General features: G+C 45.5%; 15 protein-coding genes. 9 read left to right on the forward strand and 6 right to left on the reverse strand.

All coding sequences use genetic code 11. From position 1 onward, the window contains the following. On the forward strand, positions 1-534 hold the full coding sequence (locus AC3FZD_RS03455) for a TolB family protein (protein ID WP_488738788.1): 534 nt from the start codon (positions 1-3) through the stop codon (positions 532-534). A gap of 147 nt (positions 535-681) precedes the next feature. Beyond that, a complete protein-coding gene (locus tag AC3FZD_RS03460; RefSeq protein WP_488738789.1) occupies positions 682-1,200 on the forward strand; it encodes a TolB family protein in 519 nt (172 codons plus the stop codon). A gap of 114 nt (positions 1,201-1,314) precedes the next feature. Here the strand turns inward: AC3FZD_RS03460 and AC3FZD_RS03465 are convergent, their stop codons facing one another. Together AC3FZD_RS03465 and AC3FZD_RS03470 are read right to left on the reverse strand one after the other, a co-directional pair. After that, positions 1,315-1,575, reverse strand: coding sequence for a chlorophyll a/b-binding protein (locus AC3FZD_RS03465; RefSeq protein WP_488738790.1), 261 nt, complete (start codon positions 1,573-1,575; stop codon positions 1,315-1,317). A 19-nt stretch (positions 1,576-1,594) separates the two neighbouring features. Further along, positions 1,595-2,575 carry a succinate dehydrogenase/fumarate reductase iron-sulfur subunit gene (locus AC3FZD_RS03470; RefSeq protein WP_488738791.1) on the reverse strand — a complete coding sequence of 327 codons (981 nt, stop codon included), beginning with the start codon at positions 2,573-2,575 and terminating at the stop codon, positions 1,595-1,597. A 466-nt stretch (positions 2,576-3,041) separates the two neighbouring features. Here AC3FZD_RS03470 and AC3FZD_RS03475 point away from each other — a divergent pair, with 466 nt between their 5' ends. Both AC3FZD_RS03475 and AC3FZD_RS03480 read left to right on the forward strand, forming a co-directional pair. Next, a complete protein-coding gene (locus tag AC3FZD_RS03475; protein WP_488738792.1) occupies positions 3,042-3,455 on the forward strand; it encodes an AbrB family transcriptional regulator in 414 nt (137 codons plus the stop codon). 31 nt (positions 3,456-3,486) lie between these two features. Then, positions 3,487-4,371 carry a CPBP family intramembrane glutamic endopeptidase gene (locus AC3FZD_RS03480; RefSeq protein ID WP_488738793.1) on the forward strand — a complete coding sequence of 295 codons (885 nt, stop codon included), beginning with the start codon at positions 3,487-3,489 and terminating at the stop codon, positions 4,369-4,371. Here the strand turns inward: AC3FZD_RS03480 and cbiE are convergent. The 3 genes from cbiE to AC3FZD_RS03495 all read right to left on the reverse strand — a co-directional run bounded on the left by cbiE (position 4,348) and on the right by AC3FZD_RS03495 (position 11,666). After that, positions 4,348-5,607: a precorrin-6y C5,15-methyltransferase (decarboxylating) subunit CbiE gene (gene cbiE / locus AC3FZD_RS03485; protein ID WP_488738794.1), complete on the reverse strand. Its 1,260-nt coding sequence runs from the start codon at positions 5,605-5,607 to the stop codon at positions 4,348-4,350. The genes AC3FZD_RS03480 and cbiE overlap by 24 nt on opposite strands. A gap of 174 nt (positions 5,608-5,781) precedes the next feature. Then, a complete protein-coding gene (locus tag AC3FZD_RS03490; protein ID WP_488738795.1) occupies positions 5,782-6,387 on the reverse strand; it encodes a cobalt-precorrin-8X methylmutase in 606 nt (201 codons plus the stop codon). Further along, the gene (locus AC3FZD_RS03495) at positions 6,384-11,666 is read right to left on the reverse strand and encodes a SpoIIE family protein phosphatase (protein WP_488738796.1); all 5,283 of its coding nucleotides are present in this window, start codon (positions 11,664-11,666) and stop codon (positions 6,384-6,386) included. The genes AC3FZD_RS03490 and AC3FZD_RS03495 overlap by 4 nt, the downstream gene beginning before the upstream one ends. 273 nt (positions 11,667-11,939) lie before the next feature. Between AC3FZD_RS03495 and ftsH3 the strand changes: the two genes are divergently transcribed. Beyond that, complete coding sequence (gene ftsH3, locus AC3FZD_RS03500; protein WP_488738797.1) at positions 11,940-13,778, forward strand: ATP-dependent zinc metalloprotease FtsH3; 1,839 nt, start codon at positions 11,940-11,942, stop codon at positions 13,776-13,778. A 99-nt stretch (positions 13,779-13,877) separates the two neighbouring features. Here the strand turns inward: ftsH3 and rimI are convergent, their stop codons facing one another. Beyond that, positions 13,878-14,408, reverse strand: coding sequence for a ribosomal protein S18-alanine N-acetyltransferase (rimI, locus tag AC3FZD_RS03505; protein ID WP_488738798.1), 531 nt, complete (start codon positions 14,406-14,408; stop codon positions 13,878-13,880). A gap of 155 nt (positions 14,409-14,563) precedes the next feature. On the opposite strand from rimI, the gene lysA reads away from it, so the two are divergent. The 4 genes from lysA (at position 14,564) to AC3FZD_RS03525 (ending at position 19,575) form a co-directional block, all read left to right on the forward strand. Next, positions 14,564-15,970 carry a diaminopimelate decarboxylase gene (gene lysA, locus AC3FZD_RS03510; RefSeq protein ID WP_488738799.1) on the forward strand — a complete coding sequence of 469 codons (1,407 nt, stop codon included), beginning with the start codon at positions 14,564-14,566 and terminating at the stop codon, positions 15,968-15,970. Between the two features lie 283 nt (positions 15,971-16,253). Next, complete coding sequence (gene cdaA, locus AC3FZD_RS03515) at positions 16,254-17,177, forward strand: diadenylate cyclase CdaA (RefSeq protein ID WP_488738800.1); 924 nt, start codon at positions 16,254-16,256, stop codon at positions 17,175-17,177. Beyond that, positions 17,174-17,938 carry an undecaprenyl pyrophosphate synthase gene (gene uppS / locus AC3FZD_RS03520; RefSeq protein WP_488738801.1) on the forward strand — a complete coding sequence of 255 codons (765 nt, stop codon included), beginning with the start codon at positions 17,174-17,176 and terminating at the stop codon, positions 17,936-17,938. The genes cdaA and uppS overlap by 4 nt, the downstream gene beginning before the upstream one ends. Before the next feature lie 59 nt (positions 17,939-17,997). Then, on the forward strand, positions 17,998-19,575 hold the full coding sequence (locus AC3FZD_RS03525) for a M16 family metallopeptidase (RefSeq protein ID WP_488738802.1): 1,578 nt from the start codon (positions 17,998-18,000) through the stop codon (positions 19,573-19,575). The last annotated feature ends 31 nt before the right edge of the window (positions 19,576-19,606 follow it).

A 19,606-nucleotide genomic window follows, 5' to 3' on the forward strand; every position in this document is an offset into this window, starting at 1 on the left:
ATGGCCGGTGGCTCTCGGTTAAGCCAGGTCATCCTGCTGAGTTTAGGAGTCTGGGTCATTTTTCTGGGGGGATGTAACCGGGTAGAGGTTCCCCTGGGCCCCCAGGCAATTAATAGTCGCTATCGGGATGAACAACCGGCGGTCAGTGGCAGTGGTCAGTATGTGGCGTTTGTGTCCAACCGCGATCGCCGCCAGCAAATTTACCTCTATCATCTCAGTCAACGTCAATTTATCCCACTCCCTCGTCTGAATCAACCCAACGCCATCATCGAATCTCCTAGTATTAGCCACAATGCCCGCTACATTGTCTACCTGAGTAGTATTCGCGGCAAACCGGAGATTATTCTTTACGATCGGGTCACGAAACGACAGGAAGCGCTAACCTTGGCCTATCCGGGTTGGGTACGCAATCCCAGTATTAGCCCAGATGGCCGTTATGTAGTCTTTGAAACCGATCGTCGAGGTCAATGGGATATTGAAGTGATCGATCGCGGCCCGAATATCGAATTAGATATTCCCGATGGGCCGGTATAATTACAGCGCTTTGCGCCCTCTGTGGGGGAATGGGGGGGAGTGAACAACCGACTCAATCTGGCTTTGAACTATTGTGGCTATCTTTAAGAACTGAAATTAATGTACCACATAACCGCGAAAACTGCTGTAAGTCATGAGTAATAGGTGATGGGCAAGAAGAAAGGAGCCAGTATTTTTGGGTTCTCTATGCTGGTGGTTTTAACTAACTTGATGGGGTGTAGCTATCCGCAAGTGCTGGCCGAACCCTACGATCCTAATGGTAAAAGCCTCAATAGCGCCTATAGTGAATCAGACCCTCATGTAGCCGGTCGCTATCTAGTGTTTGCCTCCGATCGCGGCTTCAGTCAGGATATTTATCTGTATGATTTAGTCGAGCGCCGCTTAGTGGATTTGCCCGGTCTCAATTCCTTAGATATGATTGCTTCCCATGCCGATATCTCGATAGATGGTCGCTATATCGTGTTTGCCGGTAACCGTCAGGGCGAAACCGATATTTATCTCTACGATCGCTCTCTAAGACAATTACGCAATATTACCGGTAATTTAAATACTCAAGTTCAGAATCCGAGGTTAAATGCCGATGGCTCTCTCATCGTCTTTGAAGCCAATGCCAAGGGGCAATGGGATATTTTCGTCTATAACCGTTTGGGAGAGAGGATTGAGTAAGGAATGGGGGAATGGGGAGAAACCGGGTTTCTAGCCAGTTTGGCTCCTATCCGAGATTCTCGAAGAAACCCGGTTTCTAGTCACCCTATCTCCCTACTCCCCTATCCCTCCACGTTACTGCCAGCCAATCCATTCAAAGAACGTTTGCCGACTGAAAAATTCTAAAATCAGGAGGAGAATGATACCAATCATGGCAAAGCGGCCGTTGAGTTGTTCGGCATAGGTTGTCCAGCCAAAGGAAGGTTCGGAGGGGTTAGACTCTGGTTTAGGAGATTCTGGAGTGGGAGTTGGTTCGAGGGTAGATTCAAAGGTGAATTCAGGGGTAGATTCAAAGGTGAATTCAGGGGTAGATTCAGACATTTCATCAGAATTCATAAGGGATCTCCAAAAGGGGTTAATCTGTTGAGGATTCTAGGTTTTGAACCGCTTCAATCAGCGATCGCACTTCAGATGTACCTTCTGAAGGCTCAAAGGTAAAGGGAAATTTACTGCGTGCTAACAATCGTAAGCCCACGGGGGCAAGGCTTAACAGGCCTTTAATATCTCGAAAAGTATTACCAACTACTTTAAGCGCAAATTGTCGCTCATCCACCCAACCGCCATCTTTAACCATATCCACCAGAACCTTACGATGGCGAATGGGGCGGCTAGATTGGGCGGTATGGCGATCGAGAATTTCCCCTTTAATTTTACTAATTTGCTCTAAAGGGTTCACCTCCATGGGGCAAACCGTATCGCAATAGAGACAACGGGTGCAGGCCCAAACGCCACTGGTGGCATCATTATATTGATCTAATCGCTCTGAAGTTTGACTATCACGGGTATCGGCCACCATGCGATAGGCCTTAGCCAGGGCATGGGGGCCCACAAAATCGGGGTTGACTGCCACCGCATTACATTCAGAATAGCAAGCGCCACAGAGAATACAGTTACCGCTTTTCTCCAGTTGCGATCGCACTTCAGGGGATTGGAGAAACTCCCGTTCCGGCAGGGATCTTGAGGCTGTACTCACATAGGGATCGACCTTTTCTAAGTTATCCCAAAACGATTGCATATCCACCACCAAATCCTTAATCACCGGGAAATTGCCTAAAGGAGCAATGGTAATGGTAGCAGAACCCTCGGCTTGAGCTTGGAGTTCCCCAGCCACATTTTCTTTACAAGCGAGAGCCGAACGCCCATTAATTCGCATTCCACAGCTTCCACAGATAGTATTGCGGCAATTTTTGCGGAAGGCGAGAGTACCATCGAGTTCCCACTTAATCCGGTTGAGGCAACTTAAGATCGTTTCACTCGGATCGACATCCAAAGTGTAGCGTTCAACCCTGGGTGCTATCTTTTGCTCTTGGCGAATAATCTGAAAAACAACTTCCATGACTTTAGAGGTTTGATTGAGGATGTCAAGGCGACCCTATCATTCTACCGTTCCTCACGGGTTCTGATTCACCTACAGATTGAGAGGGCAATTTAGGGCTACCCTGGCGATCAACTGCTCTTGATTGGGCGGGAACCCATTTAATCCGACTGCGGTTTTACTCGATCTTCTTATAATTGAACCCGGCTTTTTCCTCCTTGTCCAACGGGGATAGGCCGCCCGATCCTAACAGGTTCAAGAAAGAGTAAACGGATTCTTTACCAAGCCTCTGAAAAAAAACGAAAAAAATTCAAAATTTCACTATAATTGTGTAATATACTTGTTAAGTCTGTCAGGAAAAACCTGACCCAGACCAATCCAAGAGTGAATCTCAGCAACTCTGAAGCAATTTTCTTCAGGGTGGTACAGTTATAGCTCTAAATTTTTGTCTGTGTTGTTCAAGCCCACCTAAAATTAAGGTATTCAAATGAGCGAAAAGGATTTACAACTTCCAGAAGCACCCTTAACCGGGAAAGCTCTGCTTCAAAAAGTGAATGAACTCTCCCGTCTATCCCGTCGAGAAAGGGCGAAATATTGTGGCTACTATAATGCCCCGAAAAAAGAGGGAGACGATATCCGGGTAAATTTAGCTGAATTCTATGATGCCGTATTAGCAGCGAAGGGGATCGATCTCGATCCGGGTAAATCGAAGGATGGCCGGGGACGGGAACCGACCTACCGGGTGAGTGTCCATAAAAATGGCCAAATTGTAATTGGTTCTACCTATACGGAAGCCATGGGGCTAAAGAAAGGGGATGAATTTGAGATTAAATTGGGCTATAAACACATTCACTTGATTCAAGTGGATGGTGATGATAAAAATGGATCTGAGCCGGATTAAGCCTAGCCAAAGTCCAGATGAAAGACTGAGTATGAGAAGATCTGCGTCTGGATCGGGGGTTCTGTTTTCTCTATCTTTTTATAGGTGGTCATTTCCGGTTCACCCCAGTTCAGGAATTCTCAACAGTCTAGCTTTTTTTACCCTGTGGGTCATCCTGTGGTTACCGATCGCCATTCCTGTGGCTCGTCATCTACAATGGCATCCTCCCCAACCCTTAACCCCCCCACAAAAACTGTCCTTACTGATGCCCCTATACCTTTTGGTTCCCCTACTATTAGGGGCAGTGGTTTGGATTGAAGAGCGACCCATTTCTGACTATGGTCTGAGTTTGGATCTGCCGATTTTCTTCTCGTTAATGGCAGGTCTGGCTTTGGGTATTTTGACTTTATCGATCGCCTATGGCTTACAAGTGGCTTGGGGAAGCTTGGTGTGGAAAACCGAAGCGATTACCTCCTCTTTAGTGCCGATTGTTGGGTCAATTTTGGCTCTGAGTTTGTGGATCAGTGGTATCGAAGAAGCCGTATTTCGGGGATTTTTACTCACCGAACTGCAAGGGGATATGGGTGGGGTGTGGGCAGCTATTCTTTCCAGTTTAATTTTTGCCCTTTCCCATCTGATTTGGGATTTTAAGGGCAGTTTGATCCAACTGCCTGGCCTGGCCCTGATGGGCTTAATTTTAGTCCTGGCCCGTTGGGTTGATGGAGGGAGTTTGGGATTAGCTTGGGGACTTCATGGGGGTTGGATCTGGGGGTTAATCAGTTTAGATACGACCCAAATTTTGGAGCCAAAACCGGACTCTACTTGGCCCCAATGGGTCAGAGGTTTAGATGGACAACCCTTGAGCGGCCTGGTGGGTATTTTAGTCCTGGGAATCGCGGGTTTAATTCTGGGATTAATCGGTCATTTTGGAGGTTGAGTTAAAGGGTTCAATGGTCAAGAGAACCACGGGATTGAGGGGGGCAAAACGGGTAAAGCGGCCCACAGGAAGGGAGCGGGAAATCTGAACTTGTAGCACCCGATAGGTGATTTGATGGCGATAAATCCAGGCGATCGCCTCTTGCCAATGCTCTAAGGTGGCCAGGGCCATGACGATTTTGCCTCCGGGTAACAAGGTTGCTAAACAACAGGCTAAAATTCCCTGCAAATCCTCCCCAATGCCGCCAATAAATACCCGATGAGGGGCAGGAATTTGGCGGAGAATATCCGGTGCTTTGCCTTGAATGGAGATGACATTGGAGACCCCAAAGCGCCGGGCATTCTTTTGAATCAGTTGAATTCCGGCCGCCGTTTTTTCGATGGCATAAATGTGGGCAGTGGGGACTAAGCGGCCGATTTCGATGGAAACTGAACCGGTTCCTGCGCCGATATCCCAGATGGTTTGCTTCGGTTGTAGCCCCAGTTCTCCCAGGATGAGCAGACGAATTTCTCGTTTGGTGATCAAACCGGGTCGATCGCTGAAACTGTGAAATTGGCGATCGGGGATACCGAGAGCGGGTAGATTCTCCTTATCCACTGATTCATTTTCAGTTTTTTGTACCAAGATGACAATATTCAGGGGGGCAAATGTCCGCATCAGCGCGTCTTGGGGGGATAGGTTTTGGATTAGCTCATCGGTTCCCCCTAGGTTTTCGCACACCCAAAACTCATAATGGGTAGGTAAATCTAGATTCAAGAGTAAACGGGCGATCTCCCCTGGTGCATGGAGGGGATCGGTTAACACGGCGATGGGAGAAGCGCCTTTTTGTAGGGCAGTCACTAATTGATCGAACTCTCGACCATGGATACTAACCATTGTCGCTTCTTGCCAAGGGACTTTCACCCGACTAAAGGCGAGTTGTACTGAACTGACATGGGGATGAAAGCATAACTGCTCTGGGGAAAAATAGGTCAGCAGGAGTCGTCCTAGGCCAAAAAATAGGGGGTCACCAGAAACCAAGATGGCGATGCTTTCTGAACTGAGACGCTCTTTGACCTGGTGTAGGGTTTGGGAGAGGTCATTTAAGGTGAGGCGCTGGGCTGGATGTTGGGGAAAATAGGCTAAGTGGCGATCGCTCCCGACTAATAGTGTGGCGCGATCGACGATCTCTTGTACTGTACCCGACAGTCCAGCCGCACCCTCTAAGCCAATACCTACTACATTAATTGGATGCATCACTGCTCCTAAGCTATAGCTAGTCTAAATGAGTTGTGCAATCGGAAATGCCCTCTCCCTATATCCCTCTCCCGTGGGAGAGGGACTTTCCCCCTTCTCCCTTCGACTTCGCTCAGGGCAGCGCCTATGGGAGAAGGGGGTAGGGGGATGAGGGGCAATCGTTAAATAACTCATTTAGGTTTGCGATAGATGGATCAAAGCATTGACAATGGCTGCCGCCACGGGCGAGCCGCCCTTGCGCCCCTTAACGATAATTTGGGGAACCGCCAACTGTGCTAAACGAGATTTGGATTCCACCACTGACACAAACCCCACAGGAGCGCCAATCACTAGGGCAGGCTGCACCCTACCTTGTTCGATCTCCTCACACAGGGCTAATAGAGCCGTGGGTGCGTTTCCAATGACAAAAATGGCATTGGGAAACTGACGGGCTAAATAGAGCATTCCGGTCTCTGTGCGGGTTTTTCCCGGTTCTGCTTCGGGGGCTGCTTCGACTGCCACCCAGAGAGGGTTATTAAAGGTTTGGCTGACTAAATTGCGAATTCCCATGTGTACCATGGAGACATCGGTAATGATGGGATATTGTTGGCGCAGGGCATCGATACCCGACTCAATGGCGGTTGGACTAAAGCAGAGCAAGTCTTTAAACTCGAAGTCGGCGGTGCTATGGATAATGCGACGGGCGATCGCATATTCCTGGTCATTTAAACTATGGGGGCCAATTTCGCGATCGATCTGTGCAAAACTTTCCAGGGCGATCGGATGTTCAAATTTGTTCATCGTTGCTTCAAAACCACCAAAGTAATATCATCAAACACCTTATGGTCGCCAATAAATTCTCGCACATCTGCGATCGCCCTCTCCCGAATCTCATGGGCTGATTTTTGCCGATGTTCCTGCACCACCCGACATAAACGCTCTAATCCATATTGATTCTTCTCCCGATTTTCCGCTTCTGTAATCCCATCCGTATACAATACCATCACATCTTCAGGATTTAAATCAATAGAGTGTTGATGAATAAAATCTGCAATTTGGTCATCTAATCCAATCGGAAAACCCAAATCTGTCGTATCAATTAACTCTATTTCCCCATGAGAACGAACCACGATCGCATCCTCATGTTGACCGCTCAGTTGCACCCTCCCCTGGTGATAATCCAAAATTGCCAACGTCATATTTTTATCACACTTCATCCGTTGTAAATTGTCATATAGCGTCTGATTGAGCAAATCTAGAAACCTGACTGGATCGGTTTCATCCGCCTTTTGCAGCGTGCGAATTGCTGTTTGAGCCATCAGCATCAATACTCCACTTTCTAACCCATGTCCTGTCACATCCCCAATGCCTATTTTGAGACGATCTCCATCCTTGAGAACATCATAATAGTCTCCCCCTACCTCATCTGCGGGTTCCATATATCCGGCAATTTCTAAATCAGTAATATTCTCTAACTCTTCTGCTTTCGGCAGTACCATCTGCTGAAGTTTTTTGGCTACATCTAACTCCGAGCTTAACCGGATATTCTCTGCCTTGAGCTTTTCATTTAAGATGCCAATTTCCTGATTGGCTAATGCCAGTTCTGCGGTACGCTGTTGTACTTTTTGTTCTAAGTTTTGATACAAATACGCATTTTCGAGGGCGATCGCCGCTTGTCCCGACAACAGCTTAATCATCTCTACTCGATTCTCCGTAAACGCACCCACCGTCAGATTATTTTCTAGATAGACAATACTAATTAACTTTCCTTGATTAATTAGAGGAACACAGAGAATTGATTTCGGTTGATACTCTTGAATATAAGGATCGTTGATAAAACTTCCCGTATTACTGGCATCGCTGATAACAATACTTTCCTGAGTCCGCACCACATAATTAATCAGACTCTGAGCTATTTGAGCATTTTGTTCTACAGGAATTGCTTGTAATACCTGAATTTCATCAGTATCTAGAGTCTGGGATGCTTCAATCGTTAACCGATCTCGATCTGCCATCAGTAAATATCCACTCTGCGCTCCGGCATTTTGCATAATAATCTTCATCAGAGCAATTAACAGCTTTTCTAAGACAATTTCCCCAGAAATCGCTTGATTTGCTTTGAGGACAGTCGATAAATCCAAGGACAAACCAGACTTATTACTTGTAGACCATTTTGTAACAGAAACACTACTTTTTTGCAAAGTAAGTGATAGAGTTGATAACTCTGGATAGAGTTGATCTAATTGCTGTATTTTAGCGTTTGCTCCCCAAACCCGGTATCCATAATAAGCTTGTTGTACATAAAGTTGAGCAAATTTAGGTTTCTTGAATTTCAAGTAAAACTCAGCAGCCAATTCATGGGCTAAACTCTCTTCTTGAATATAATTATTTTCATGGGCAGCTTCGATTGCACGGTCATATAACTCTATCGCTTCTAATCTATTGTCTAAAACCTTAGCCACTTCAGCTTCCACCAAGAGATATTTATGTAAAAAATTGTCCGGACAATTGTCAGCCCACTTTTTCATTCTCACTTGGTTATTTTGTACTTTTTCCATCCATTCCCGTTGGCAATTTAGATCGGAATCAGGATATAAACGTAAAAGCGTCAACGAATGATAAAAGTTATGTTGAGCCACTCCAATACTGATAGAGATGAATGGTAATAACTTTTCTGCCTCTGACAAAAACTCAAGTCCACGATCGGGCTTATCATACAAATAAAGAGCTTGAGATTTGAGTATATAATAATAACAAAGACCCATATAACTTTGATATTGAAGACAATTATTAATATATTTTTCTTCAGTCTCCTCTCCATCATCAAATGAATCAATATCTAAAGTTAAGCCTCTTAAGTTAAGAATCACCAAATGAGCCGCCCATAACAAATCAGTCGCCACTTGATTACCACTTTGCTCTGTAAACAAGAGATATTTTTGGATTTTTTCTTCCATCTCTTCAAGGGGCTTACCTTGATAGAATAAGTTATAGCCACTCATCATTACCGTATATCCAGCAAACGGTAAATCACCCGATTCTAAACCAGCCGCAAACGCATCATCATTGAGTAAATCCCCATATTTCAAGTGTTGATTCCACTCATTTACATAAGTAGAAAATAAATGAAGGGCTTGACATTTAAATCCAGGATGATGAAATCGCTCACTTAGAGCAATTGCTAACATCCCAAATTCATAGGATTGTGCATATTCTTGTTTAACAGCAGCTAGAAACATAGCATAGGTAGAAAAACCAAATATCGATTCAACAACTAAACCATACTTTAGGGACAGTTGCACCAACTTTGTTACTACGATATACCACATATTCTGATTAGAAAAAAACATAGGTGGTGCAGCATGACAAAGTAACTTCATTCCCATTTTCTTTTCTGCATCTATGCACTCTTTCGACTCTTTTATATCAGCAACTTTACGATCTGCCAAATTAATTCTTATATTCTCCATCTCAATATCAAGACAAGCTTGTAATTCAGGTAAATCAGCATTGGGATCTGGAAAATAAACCCCTAATAATTCCAATCCCGATCTTGCTCGATCGAAGGCTTCTTGATACTTAGCCAAGAGGGTATTCTGTAAGCACAAAACCCTATATATTTCACATCTATCTAAAATCGAATGCGTTTTTGACAACGTAATATCAGCCCATCTTTTAGATTCATCAAAATTATAATTCAAATATTCAACTTCACAGCGTTCCTTATATAATTCAAAAGTTACTTCATAATCCCTCTCCCAACTGTTATCACTTAATTGATCGATTCCAGCTTTCAGATATTCTAATGAACCGGCATAAGCTGCTGATAATTTTGCCTTTTTACCCGCCTCAAGATTCAACCGAGTAACTTGGTTTTTTTCTTCAGTATTAGCGAGTCTATCAAAACCAATATTCAAATGACCAACAATATCAAATATTTTTTCTGCTTGGTCTTCTTCAGAGCTACTCTTGAGTAAAAGTTGGCCAATTTTTAGGTGAATTGAGGCTCTATCCTCTTCAGGAATTAAAGCGTAAGCTCCCTGTTGCACTCGATCGTGCAAAAATCTATACTCTTGAATTAAAAGTTCTTGATCTAATTCTGATAAAGATAGAACCAAACCCGATTGAATTGCCGGAATTAAGTGATTAAATACTGTCCTAGCAGAATCTTCGGATACAATCGATAATGTAGTCAAATCAAAATTTGCACCAATAGAAGCTGCCAGCTTTAAAATTTCCTGGGTACTGATCGGCAGTTTTCTTAACTTTTCAATCATCAATTCGACGACATTATCCGTTATATTTTGAGATTCTATTTGCTGTAAATTCCATTTCCATAGTTGATTCTTGTGGTCAAATTTAATTAAATTTTCAGTATATAAATTATTTAAAAATTGATTGACAAAAAAAGGATTTCCTTCTGTTTTTTTGACAATAAGTCCCGCCAAAGACTTGACTTTCTCATTGGACTGTATTACCGTATCTTCAGTCAAATCATTAACATCATTTATGCCTAGATTTTGTAATATTATTTCATCGATAACAATTTCTTTTTCTTTGAGCTTATTGACCAGAATAATAAAAGGATGATTTACATTGACTTCATTATCGCGATAAGCGCCAATCAGAAATAAATGCTTCAAGTCTTTATCGGTCATAATCAATTCAATTAACTTTAAGGTTGCTCCATCCGTCCACTGAAGATCATCCAGAAATATGACTAGGGGATGTTCGGGATTACAACAGGAGCGAATAAATTTTTGAAAGACCAAATTAAACCGATTTTGAGCTTCTGTTGGCCCCAGTTCATCTATAGGGGGTTGGGGGCCGATAATCAGTTCAATTTCCGGGATTACATCAATGATAACTTGTCCATTGACACCGAAAGCTTGCAAAAACTTAATCTTCCATTGCTCCAAGCTTTCTGAACTTTCCGCCAGCAATTGCTGCACAAATTCTTTGAAAGAAGCCACAATAGCAGAGTAGGGAATATTGCGCTGAAATTGGTCAAACTTACCAGAGATAAAGTAGCCTTTTCTTTGGGTAATGGGTTTATAGATTTCTTGCACTAGAGCCGATTTACCGATGCCTGAATATCCTGCCACTAGCATCATTTGACTCTGTTGGTCTACTTGCTCAAAAGTGCTTAATAACTGCTCAATTTCTTTTTGTCTGCCGTAGAGTTTTTGGGGAATTTGAAATTTATCTGATAGGTCTTGAGTTCCTAGGATAAAGGGGTCTATTTTTCCCTGGTTTTCCAGTTGAGCTAGGCAGGTTTCTAGATCGGCTTTTAATCCCCAGGCACTTTGGTATCGCTCTTCAGCATTTTTGGCCATCAGTTTGCTGATGATTTCGGAGAGGATGGGGGGAATTTGGGGATTGATTTGACTAGCTAAGGGGGGTTCTTTGGCAATGTGACAATGGACTAATTCGAGGTCGTCTTGGGTGGTAAAGGGGAGCTGGTTAGTGAGCAGTTCAAAGAAGGATACACCCAGGGAATAAAAGTCGGTGCGATAGTCGAGGGAACGGTTCATTCTCCCGGTTTGTTCCGGGGAGATGTAGGGGAGGGTTCCTTCAAGGATGGTGGGGTTTTTGAGGCGAGGATTTTCTTTACTCAGTTGGGTGGATATTCCGAGGTCGATAATTTTCAGTTGTTGGGTTTGGGGGTTGAAGACGATGTTAGCGGGATTAATGTCTTTGTGGATAATATTGGCTGAGTGAAGTTGTCCGAGACTGTCGGCGATTTGGATGAATAGGGATAGATGTTGATGGAGGTTAAAGTCTGGGTGATTTTCTTTCCAGATTTTTAAGGATTGTCCCCCGAAATCTTCGAGGATGATGACTAGGCTATTTTTATAGGGTTGCAGGTCATAGGCTTTGATAATTCCTGGTTGGTCTAGGGAATAAGTAAGCTGATATTCTTGTTTGTAGCGTCTGAGTTCTGAGGGAGTAGGATAGTCTTCTTTTAGGAGTTTGAGAATGACGGGTTGCTCGTCAGTTTCTCGGATGGCTCGATAGACTTCTGAGTTGCTGCTTTCGTAGAGTAAGTTGAAAGTCCTATAGCCGGATACAAAGAGCATAGTTTTGAGTTCTCAAAAATTTTAGCTCATTTTATCACTGTTATTCTGAGAGTTAAAAAGAGGGGGTTAAAATCCTTAGCGTTCGGATCGGGGTAGGGTTTTCCACACTGATCGCCCCCTTATGGGAAGCACCTATACTCCCTAGAAGGGACAGCCTGTCTGGATTCTTGTGCAGATCGGTCACAGTTTCGTAATATTAGTTAATATAAGATTAATAATCGAATCCAAAAACCGTCCTAATAGCCTAGAACACCATAGGAGGATCAAAGCGGCGTGAACAAACGATGGAGAAATGCGGGACTGTATGCTTTACTGGCGATCGTCGTCATTGCTTTGGGAACTGCGTTGTTTGACCAACAACCCCAACCCACCCAAACCTGGCCTTACAGTCAACTGATTGATGAAGTAGAAACGGGACAGGTAGAGCGGGTAAATCTCAGTGCTGACCGCACCAGAGCGCTAGTGACCGCAGAAAATGGCGATAAAATTCTGGTTAACCTTCCCAACGATCCAGACTTACTCAACATTCTGACTGAAAATAATGTTGATATCTCAGTTTTACCCCCTAGTGATGATGGGGCTTGGGTGCGGGCCTTAAGTAGTCTGTTCATCCCCATTTTGCTCGTGGTTGGAGTTTTCTTCCTCCTCAGACGGGCCCAAAATGGCCCCGGATCTCAGGCCATGAACTTTGGCAAGTCTAAAGCTAGAGTGCAAATGGAACCGCAAACCCAAGTGACTTTTGGGGATGTAGCCGGGATTGAACAGGCCAAATTAGAGTTAACTGAGGTCGTAGACTTCTTGAAAAATGCCGATCGCTTCACAGCCGTGGGCGCTAAGATCCCTAAAGGTGTGCTACTGGTTGGCCCTCCTGGAACCGGTAAAACGCTACTGGCTAAAGCCGTTGCGGGTGAAGCAGGGGTTCCCTTTTTCTCTATCTCCGGCTCTGAGTTTGTAGAAATGTTTGTGGGGGTTGGTGCTTCTCGCGTGCGGGATTTGTTTGAACAAGCCAAAGCGAATGCTCCTTGTATCGTCTTTATCGATGAAATTGATGCCGTAGGTCGTCAACGGGGTGCAGGTCTCGGTGGGGGTAATGATGAGCGGGAACAAACCTTAAACCAATTGCTGACAGAAATGGATGGGTTTGAAGGCAATACGGGCATTATCATTATTGCGGCAACCAACCGTCCTGATGTCCTGGATGCCGCCTTGATGCGTCCCGGCCGCTTTGACCGTCAAGTAGTGGTAGACCGTCCCGACTATGCCGGACGCTTGGAAATTCTCAATGTTCACTCCCGTGGTAAAACCCTGTCTGCGGATGTGGATTTGGAAAAAATTGCCCGTCGGACTCCTGGATTTACCGGTGCAGATTTGTCTAATTTGTTGAATGAAGCGGCTATTCTGGCAGCTCGTCGCAATCTGACTGAGATCTCTATGGATGAAGTCAATGATGCTATTGACCGGGTTCTGGCTGGGCCGGAGAAGAAAGACCGGGTGATGAGCGAAAAACGCAAGCAGTTGGTGGCTTATCATGAAGCGGGCCATGCTTTGGTGGGCGCTTTGATGCCCGATTATGACCCGGTGCAGAAAATTAGTATTATTCCTCGCGGTCGTGCGGGTGGTTTGACTTGGTTTACACCGAGTGAAGACCGGATGGATTCGGGATTATACAGCCGTTCTTATCTGCAAAATCAGATGGCGGTGGCTCTGGGTGGACGACTGGCTGAAGAGATTGTCTTTGGTGAGGAAGAAGTAACTACGGGTGCATCGAATGATTTGCAACAGGTAGCGCGGGTAGCTCGGCAAATGGTGACTCGGTTTGGGATGAGCGATCGCCTCGGCCCGGTTGCATTAGGTCGTCAGCAAGGGAATATGTTCCTGGGTCGGGATATTGCCGCAGAGCGGGATTTCTCGGAAGAAACCGCAGCAGCAATTGATGATGAGGTGCGAAATCTGGTCGATCAGGCCTATCGCCGAGCTAAGACGGTTTTAGTCAATAATCGCTCTGTCCTTGACCAGTTGGCTCAAATGCTGGTGGAACGGGAAACCGTCGATGCTGATGAACTGCAAGAGTTATTGGCTAATAATGAAGTGAAAATGGCGGCGATCGCCTAACTTTGAGTCCAATACCCCTCCCATGAGGGATCGATAGCAAAGAACAGAGTAGGGGCGAAAAATTTTTCGCCCCTATTTTTTGCTATTTTTTGCGATTATTCAGCCATTCTTCCATTTTTCTTGGGCTTGCTGTTGCCACCCCATTAACCGATCTGGAAACGGGGAAAATTGTAAATGATTAAGCCATAAAACAAGGGCATCTTCTCCCGTTTCTTGATAATAATTGCGTCGTCGTCCCGCCGTGAGAAAACCCAATTTTTGATAGAGTCCTAGGGCATTGTGGTTAGAGGCTTTCACTTCTAGGGTTGCCCGTTCTAAGCCCCGTTTGCGGGCAGAGTCTAATAAAGCACAGAGCAAAAATTGCCCTAATCCTCGATTTTGATACTGAGGATGAATCGCTAAAATCGTCAGATGAGCTTCTTCAACGATCGCCCAATAACAGCCAAATCCCACCAATTCCTGATTCCAACTGATCCCCAACAACTCACTATTCGGGCTATCGAGTTCCCGTTGATAAGTGTCTAAACTCCATAATTGTCCAAAACAGAGGCGATCGAGGGCGAGAATGGCGTTTAGGTGTTCTGGGGCGATCGCATGGAGGATAAAGGGTAGAGTAACAGATGGGTTCATAGGGATGGGGAATGGGGAAATGGGGGAATGGGGAGATAGGGGGATGGGGTATCTTAAACCAGAATGATTTTAACTCTTGGTGATTTGCAGTTCACCATGGACAATAGAGTATAGAACCCATTAATAATGAATCACGAACTTGCTTTCCTGAAATTATGGTATCCACACCCTCCCGTATTACCCCACCCCGTGGCACAGATTATCTTTCCGCTGGAGAAGATCCGGTAGGCGATCGCTCTCCCAATCAATACTTACTGCCCCTAACCGCTCAAGTCAACAGCGACGATCGCTTAACCATCGGGGGTATAGCTGTTTCTGAATTAGTCAAAACTTATGGCTCTCCCCTCTATATCCTCGATGAAGAGAGCTTACGGGCTGCCTGTCGCCAATATCGAGAAGCCTTTAAGCGCTATTATCCGGGAGAAGCTACGGTTCTATATGCCTCGAAAGCATGGAATTGTTTAGCCATTTGTGCGATCGCCTCCTCAGAAGGATTAGGCATTGATGTCGCCTCCGGTGGAGAACTCTACACTGCCCTACAAGCCGGAGTTCCAGCCCATCAGATTTACTTCCATGGCAATAACAAATCCGCTACCGAACTAGCAGAAAGCCTAGAAGTGGACTGTAATGTGGTGGTGGATAACTGGTTAGAACTGCAAACCCTAGCCCAACTTAGTCAAGATCGAGGCAAAACCCTCTCTATCCTGATTCGGATTACCCCAGGGATTGAATGCCATACCCATGAATATATTCGCACCGGACATATTGACAGTAAATTTGGCTTCGATCCCAATCAAATCGAAGCCGTTCTTGAAGAGATTGCCCAACAACCGAGCCTCAATTTCCAAGGATTCCATGCCCATATTGGCTCGCAAATTTTTGAGCTTCAACCCCATCAAGATCTGCCCGGTGTCATGGTGCAATGGTTCTTGAAAGCTAAGAGTATGGGCTTATCTCCCTCTATTTTAAATGTGGGGGGTGGCTTAGGCATTCGCTATACTGAAACCGACGATCCCCCCTCCATCGAAGCTTGGGTAAAACAAGTCTGTAGTGCCATGGTAGCCGCTTGCGATCGCGCCCAAATAGCTCCCCCCCATATCATCTGTGAACCCGGACGCTCCCTAGTCGGCTCATCCTGTATCACCGCTTACACCGTCGGCTCCCGTAAAGCCATTCCCGATGGGCGAACCTATATCGCCGTCGATGGGGGCATGTCCGACAATGCCCGCCCAATTACCTATCAAGCCCTCTATCGGGCTGTTGCCGTCGATCGCATGAGCCAACCCTGTACAGAAACCGTAACCGTTGCCGGTAAACATTGTGAATCCGGTGATATCCTGATCCAACAAGCCCAAATTCCCCCCTTGCAACCCGGAGAGGCGATCGCCATTTTAGCCACGGGAGCATACAACTATAGTATGGCTTCCAACTATAACCGCATCACCCGACCGGCCGCTGTCTTAGTCAGAGACGGTCAAGGACAAGTGATTATCGAACGGGAAACCTACCAAGACTTGGTAAAATGCGATCGTCTTCCCGATCGCCTCAAAGCCATCTCTTAGCAGCTACAGAAGACTTGAAACTGGGGTCAGATTAACTGATTAACTCTGTCCCCAGCCCCCTGTAGGTGCGGGTTTAACCAACCCCCAAGATCATCGCTTGTCGGCCCCTATCGAGTATCTAATGGTGTAAGCGTGCCATACCTGCTTAAGTATGAGTAAATTAAGCTGATGGACAATGACTGAAATCTCTTGACCAATAAAGTTAGTTTCTCACCTCCGATTACCCATGACCAGCGCCCAGCGCTATAGCGAACACCAGCGCAACCGGAAACACTCTTGAGCTATGGGAGATTTTTTAACACAATGGTTATTCAACTTAACTGATACTCAAAAAGCACTGCTGCATACAGTTGACTTCATCTTTGTTCTCATCTTGACCTACATGGTCTTGATGATTATTGGTGAACGTCGAACCTTGTGGATGGTGCGAGGATTCATTCTTCTCATGCTGGCCACCGCCATCAGTTCAGTAATCAACTTAACTCTACTGAGTTTTGTGTTAAACAAGTTAGTCATCGGTTCTGCCGTAGCCATGGCTGTCATTTTGCAGTCCGAGTTTCGTCGATTTCTAGAACAATTGGGCCAAGGACAAATCATTGATTTATTTCTTCCCCCTTCTGAACCTCCCCCCAAAGCCGATAGCGTGATTGATGAAATAGTCGATGCCGTTAAAGACCTCTCTCAAAATCGAACCGGGGCACTGCTGATTTTAGAAACCACCGGGCCCATTGATGAACGCGATTTTTCAGTTCCTGGTGTAAGGTTAAATGCAGAAGTCTCGAAGGAGTTATTACAAACTATTTTCCAAACCAGTACCCTGTTACATGATGGAGCCGTTTGGATTCGCATGTCTCGCATTATTGCTGCCGGAGTAATTTTACCTCTATCAGACCGCACTGCTTCCCGTAAACTGGGCACTCGTCACCGAGCCGCCATGGGCATTACTGACCGGGTAGAAAACTGTCTGTGCGTCGTCGTTTCTGAAGAAACCGGCTCTATTTCTCTGGCCGAGCGGGGTCTCCTGAATCGTCCCTTAACCAGCAGTAAACTAAAGGAACTCCTGGAAGCCAAATTCTCTCAATCAGTAGAACGGGAGGCTGTCGCCCCCGATTTGCGAAATTTGGGCCGCCAAATCAATTCTCAAGGCGCAGCCATGGTTGCCCGCCTACTCCGTTTACCTTCTTCTGATTCTCACAAGAAAAAATGACTGCAAAGCAAATTATTGACAATACTTTGAAGACTCTCCCTAGTGACCTCGATTCCCAAAAGCTTCCTCGTCATGTTGCAGTAATTATGGATGGTAATGGTCGGTGGGCCCAACAGCGAGGACTCCCTAGAATTATGGGACACAATCGTGGAGGGGATACCGTTAGGGAGTTGGTGCGCTGTTGTGATGATTGGGGTATCCAAGCCCTCACCCTTTATTCATTTTCCACTGAAAATTGGAAGCGTCCTGCCCAAGAAGTCAAGGTAATTATGACCTTACTAGAGTATCTCCTACAACGAGAATTACCCGAACTGATGGAGAGGAAAATTCGCTTGGATTTTATGGGTGGACTCCATGATCTCCCCCCCTCAGTCCAACAACAGATTGAGAAGTCTAGGACGGCAACTGCGGGAAATCAAGGTATGCGGTTGACCGTAGCCACCAATTATGGAGGACGGCAGGAAATTGTAGAAGCCTGTCAAGCTTTAGCCGTACAGGTGCAGCAGGGAAATTTAAACCCTGAAGATATCGATCAAGCCTTGTTTGAGCGCCATCTATATACGGTGAATATTGGCGATCCGGATCTGTTGATTCGCACCAGTGGGGAAATGCGAATTAGTAATTTTTTGTTGTGGCAGTTGGCCTATGCGGAAATTTATATTACAGATACTCTCTGGCCCGACTTTGACCGAGCGGAAATGCATCGGGCCCTGTGGGAGTTCCAAAAGCGCGATCGCCGCTTTGGTAAAGTTAAGTCTTAATCCGATGATGTTGGTTCACCTATACTGAAAAAATTGGGTATATTTCTGATTCTATCCTTATGAACAAGATCTGGTTAACTGATCCGGGGAGATTGATCCCCTTGAATCTCAAGAAGCTAGGAGCGATCCTGCTGAGTGTATTGTTGTGCATGGGTTGTCTGGGGGTACAACCGGCGATCGCCTTAATCCAAGATTCGAGCGAGTTCTCCCTTCAACCTTACTTAGATAAAGTTGAAAAACAAGTTAAAACATTTACTCTTGATAATGGCATCAAATTCATTGTCCTAGAACGCCATCAAGCCCCGGTAGTCTCCTTCATGCTCTATGCAGATGTCGGCGGAGCCAATGAACCCGTAGGGAAAACCGGTGTAGCCCATTACTTGGAACACTTAGCCTTTAAGGGAACAACGGCGATCGGGACAAAGGACTATGAAGCCGAAAAACCCTTAATGGATGAACTCGATCGCCTCTTCGATCTTCTTCAAGCCGCTAAAGCTAATGGAGAAGAGGAAAAAGCCGAACAACTGCAAGCCGAATTCGATCGCGTCAACAAACAAGCCTCCCAATATATCAAACAAAATGAATTTGGCAAAATTGTCGAGCAATTTGGAGGAGTGGGATTGAATGCCACCACTTCCACAGATGAAACTCGTTACTTTTTTAGCCTGCCATCCAACAAACTAGAGTTGTGGATGTCCCTAGAATCCGATCGCTTCCTCGACCCCGTATTTCGAGAATTTTACCAAGAAAAAGAAGTGATCCTGGAAGAGCGACGGATGCGTACTGATAACTCCCCCATCGGCAAAATGATTGAAGCCTTCCAAGATGCCGCCTTCAAAGTCCATCCCTATCGTCAACCCGTGATTGGCTATGAAGAAGACTTACGCAACCTGAGACGGCAAGATGTCAAAGACTTCTTCGAGAGCTATTATGTCTCCCATAATCTGATTGTGGCGATCGTCGGTGATGTTAACACCTCAGAAGTCAAAAAACTAGCCCAAACCTATTTTGGTCGCTTTCGCGATCGCCCCATTCCCAAGGTGAATATGCCCGTGGAACCCCCACAAACCGAAACGCGGGAAGTCACCCTAGAATTACCCACCCAACCCATGTATCTTGAAGGCTATCACCGGCCAGCCGGAAATCACCCCGATCATGCCATCTATGATTTAATGGGAGCCATTCTCAGTGATGGGCGCACCGCTCGCCTCTATAAATCCTTAGTCGAAGAGAAACAAGTTTCCCTCTCTGCGGCCGGATTTAGTGGTTTTCCTGGAGATAAATACCCCAATTTAATGCTGTTCTACAGTTTAACAGCTCCCGGAAGTACAGTAGATCAGGTGGCAGAAGCTTTAGCGGTGGAAATTGAACGGATGAAAACTGAACCCGTAAGCGAAGCCGAATTAAATCGGGTGAAAACCCAAGCCAAAGCCAGTTTACTCGGTACATTAGACTCCAATTCGGGTTTAGCCAATTTATTAGCAGACTATGAAGCCAAAACCGGATCTTGGCGCAATTTATTTCAGGAAATTGAAGCCATTGAAGCAGTCACTCCCCAAGATATCCAACGGGTGGCAAAGGCAACCTTTACCCCAGAAAATCGCACCATTGGGCGATTATTAACCGCAAGTAATTAACATTGATTACTGACAGCGCTTCACTTTCTTC

It is taken from the genome of Roseofilum sp. KMC-1 (genome assembly GCF_057802075.1).

Bases quoted from the DNA above. Each gene is read 5' to 3' on its own strand.
- AC3FZD_RS03455 (WP_488738788.1), top strand. From the start codon at position 1: ATGGCCGGTGGCTCTCGGTTAAGCCAGGTCATCCTGCTGAGTTTAGGA.
- AC3FZD_RS03460 (WP_488738789.1), top strand. From the start codon at position 682: ATGGGCAAGAAGAAAGGAGCCAGTATTTTTGGGTTCTCTATGCTGGTG.
- AC3FZD_RS03465 (WP_488738790.1), bottom strand. From the start codon at position 1,575: ATGAATTCTGATGAAATGTCTGAATCTACCCCTGAATTCACCTTTGAA.
- AC3FZD_RS03470 (WP_488738791.1), bottom strand. From the start codon at position 2,575: ATGGAAGTTGTTTTTCAGATTATTCGCCAAGAGCAAAAGATAGCACCC.
- AC3FZD_RS03475 (WP_488738792.1), top strand. From the start codon at position 3,042: ATGAGCGAAAAGGATTTACAACTTCCAGAAGCACCCTTAACCGGGAAA.
- AC3FZD_RS03480 (WP_488738793.1), top strand. From the start codon at position 3,487: ATGAGAAGATCTGCGTCTGGATCGGGGGTTCTGTTTTCTCTATCTTTT.
- cbiE (WP_488738794.1), bottom strand. From the start codon at position 5,607: ATGCATCCAATTAATGTAGTAGGTATTGGCTTAGAGGGTGCGGCTGGA.
- AC3FZD_RS03490 (WP_488738795.1), bottom strand. From the start codon at position 6,387: ATGAACAAATTTGAACATCCGATCGCCCTGGAAAGTTTTGCACAGATC.
- AC3FZD_RS03495 (WP_488738796.1), bottom strand. From the start codon at position 11,666: ATGCTCTTTGTATCCGGCTATAGGACTTTCAACTTACTCTACGAAAGC.
- rimI (WP_488738798.1), bottom strand. From the start codon at position 14,408: ATGAACCCATCTGTTACTCTACCCTTTATCCTCCATGCGATCGCCCCA.
- lysA (WP_488738799.1), top strand. From the start codon at position 14,564: ATGGTATCCACACCCTCCCGTATTACCCCACCCCGTGGCACAGATTAT.
- cdaA (WP_488738800.1), top strand. From the start codon at position 16,254: ATGGGAGATTTTTTAACACAATGGTTATTCAACTTAACTGATACTCAA.
- uppS (WP_488738801.1), top strand. From the start codon at position 17,174: ATGACTGCAAAGCAAATTATTGACAATACTTTGAAGACTCTCCCTAGT.
- AC3FZD_RS03525 (WP_488738802.1), top strand. From the start codon at position 17,998: ATGAACAAGATCTGGTTAACTGATCCGGGGAGATTGATCCCCTTGAAT.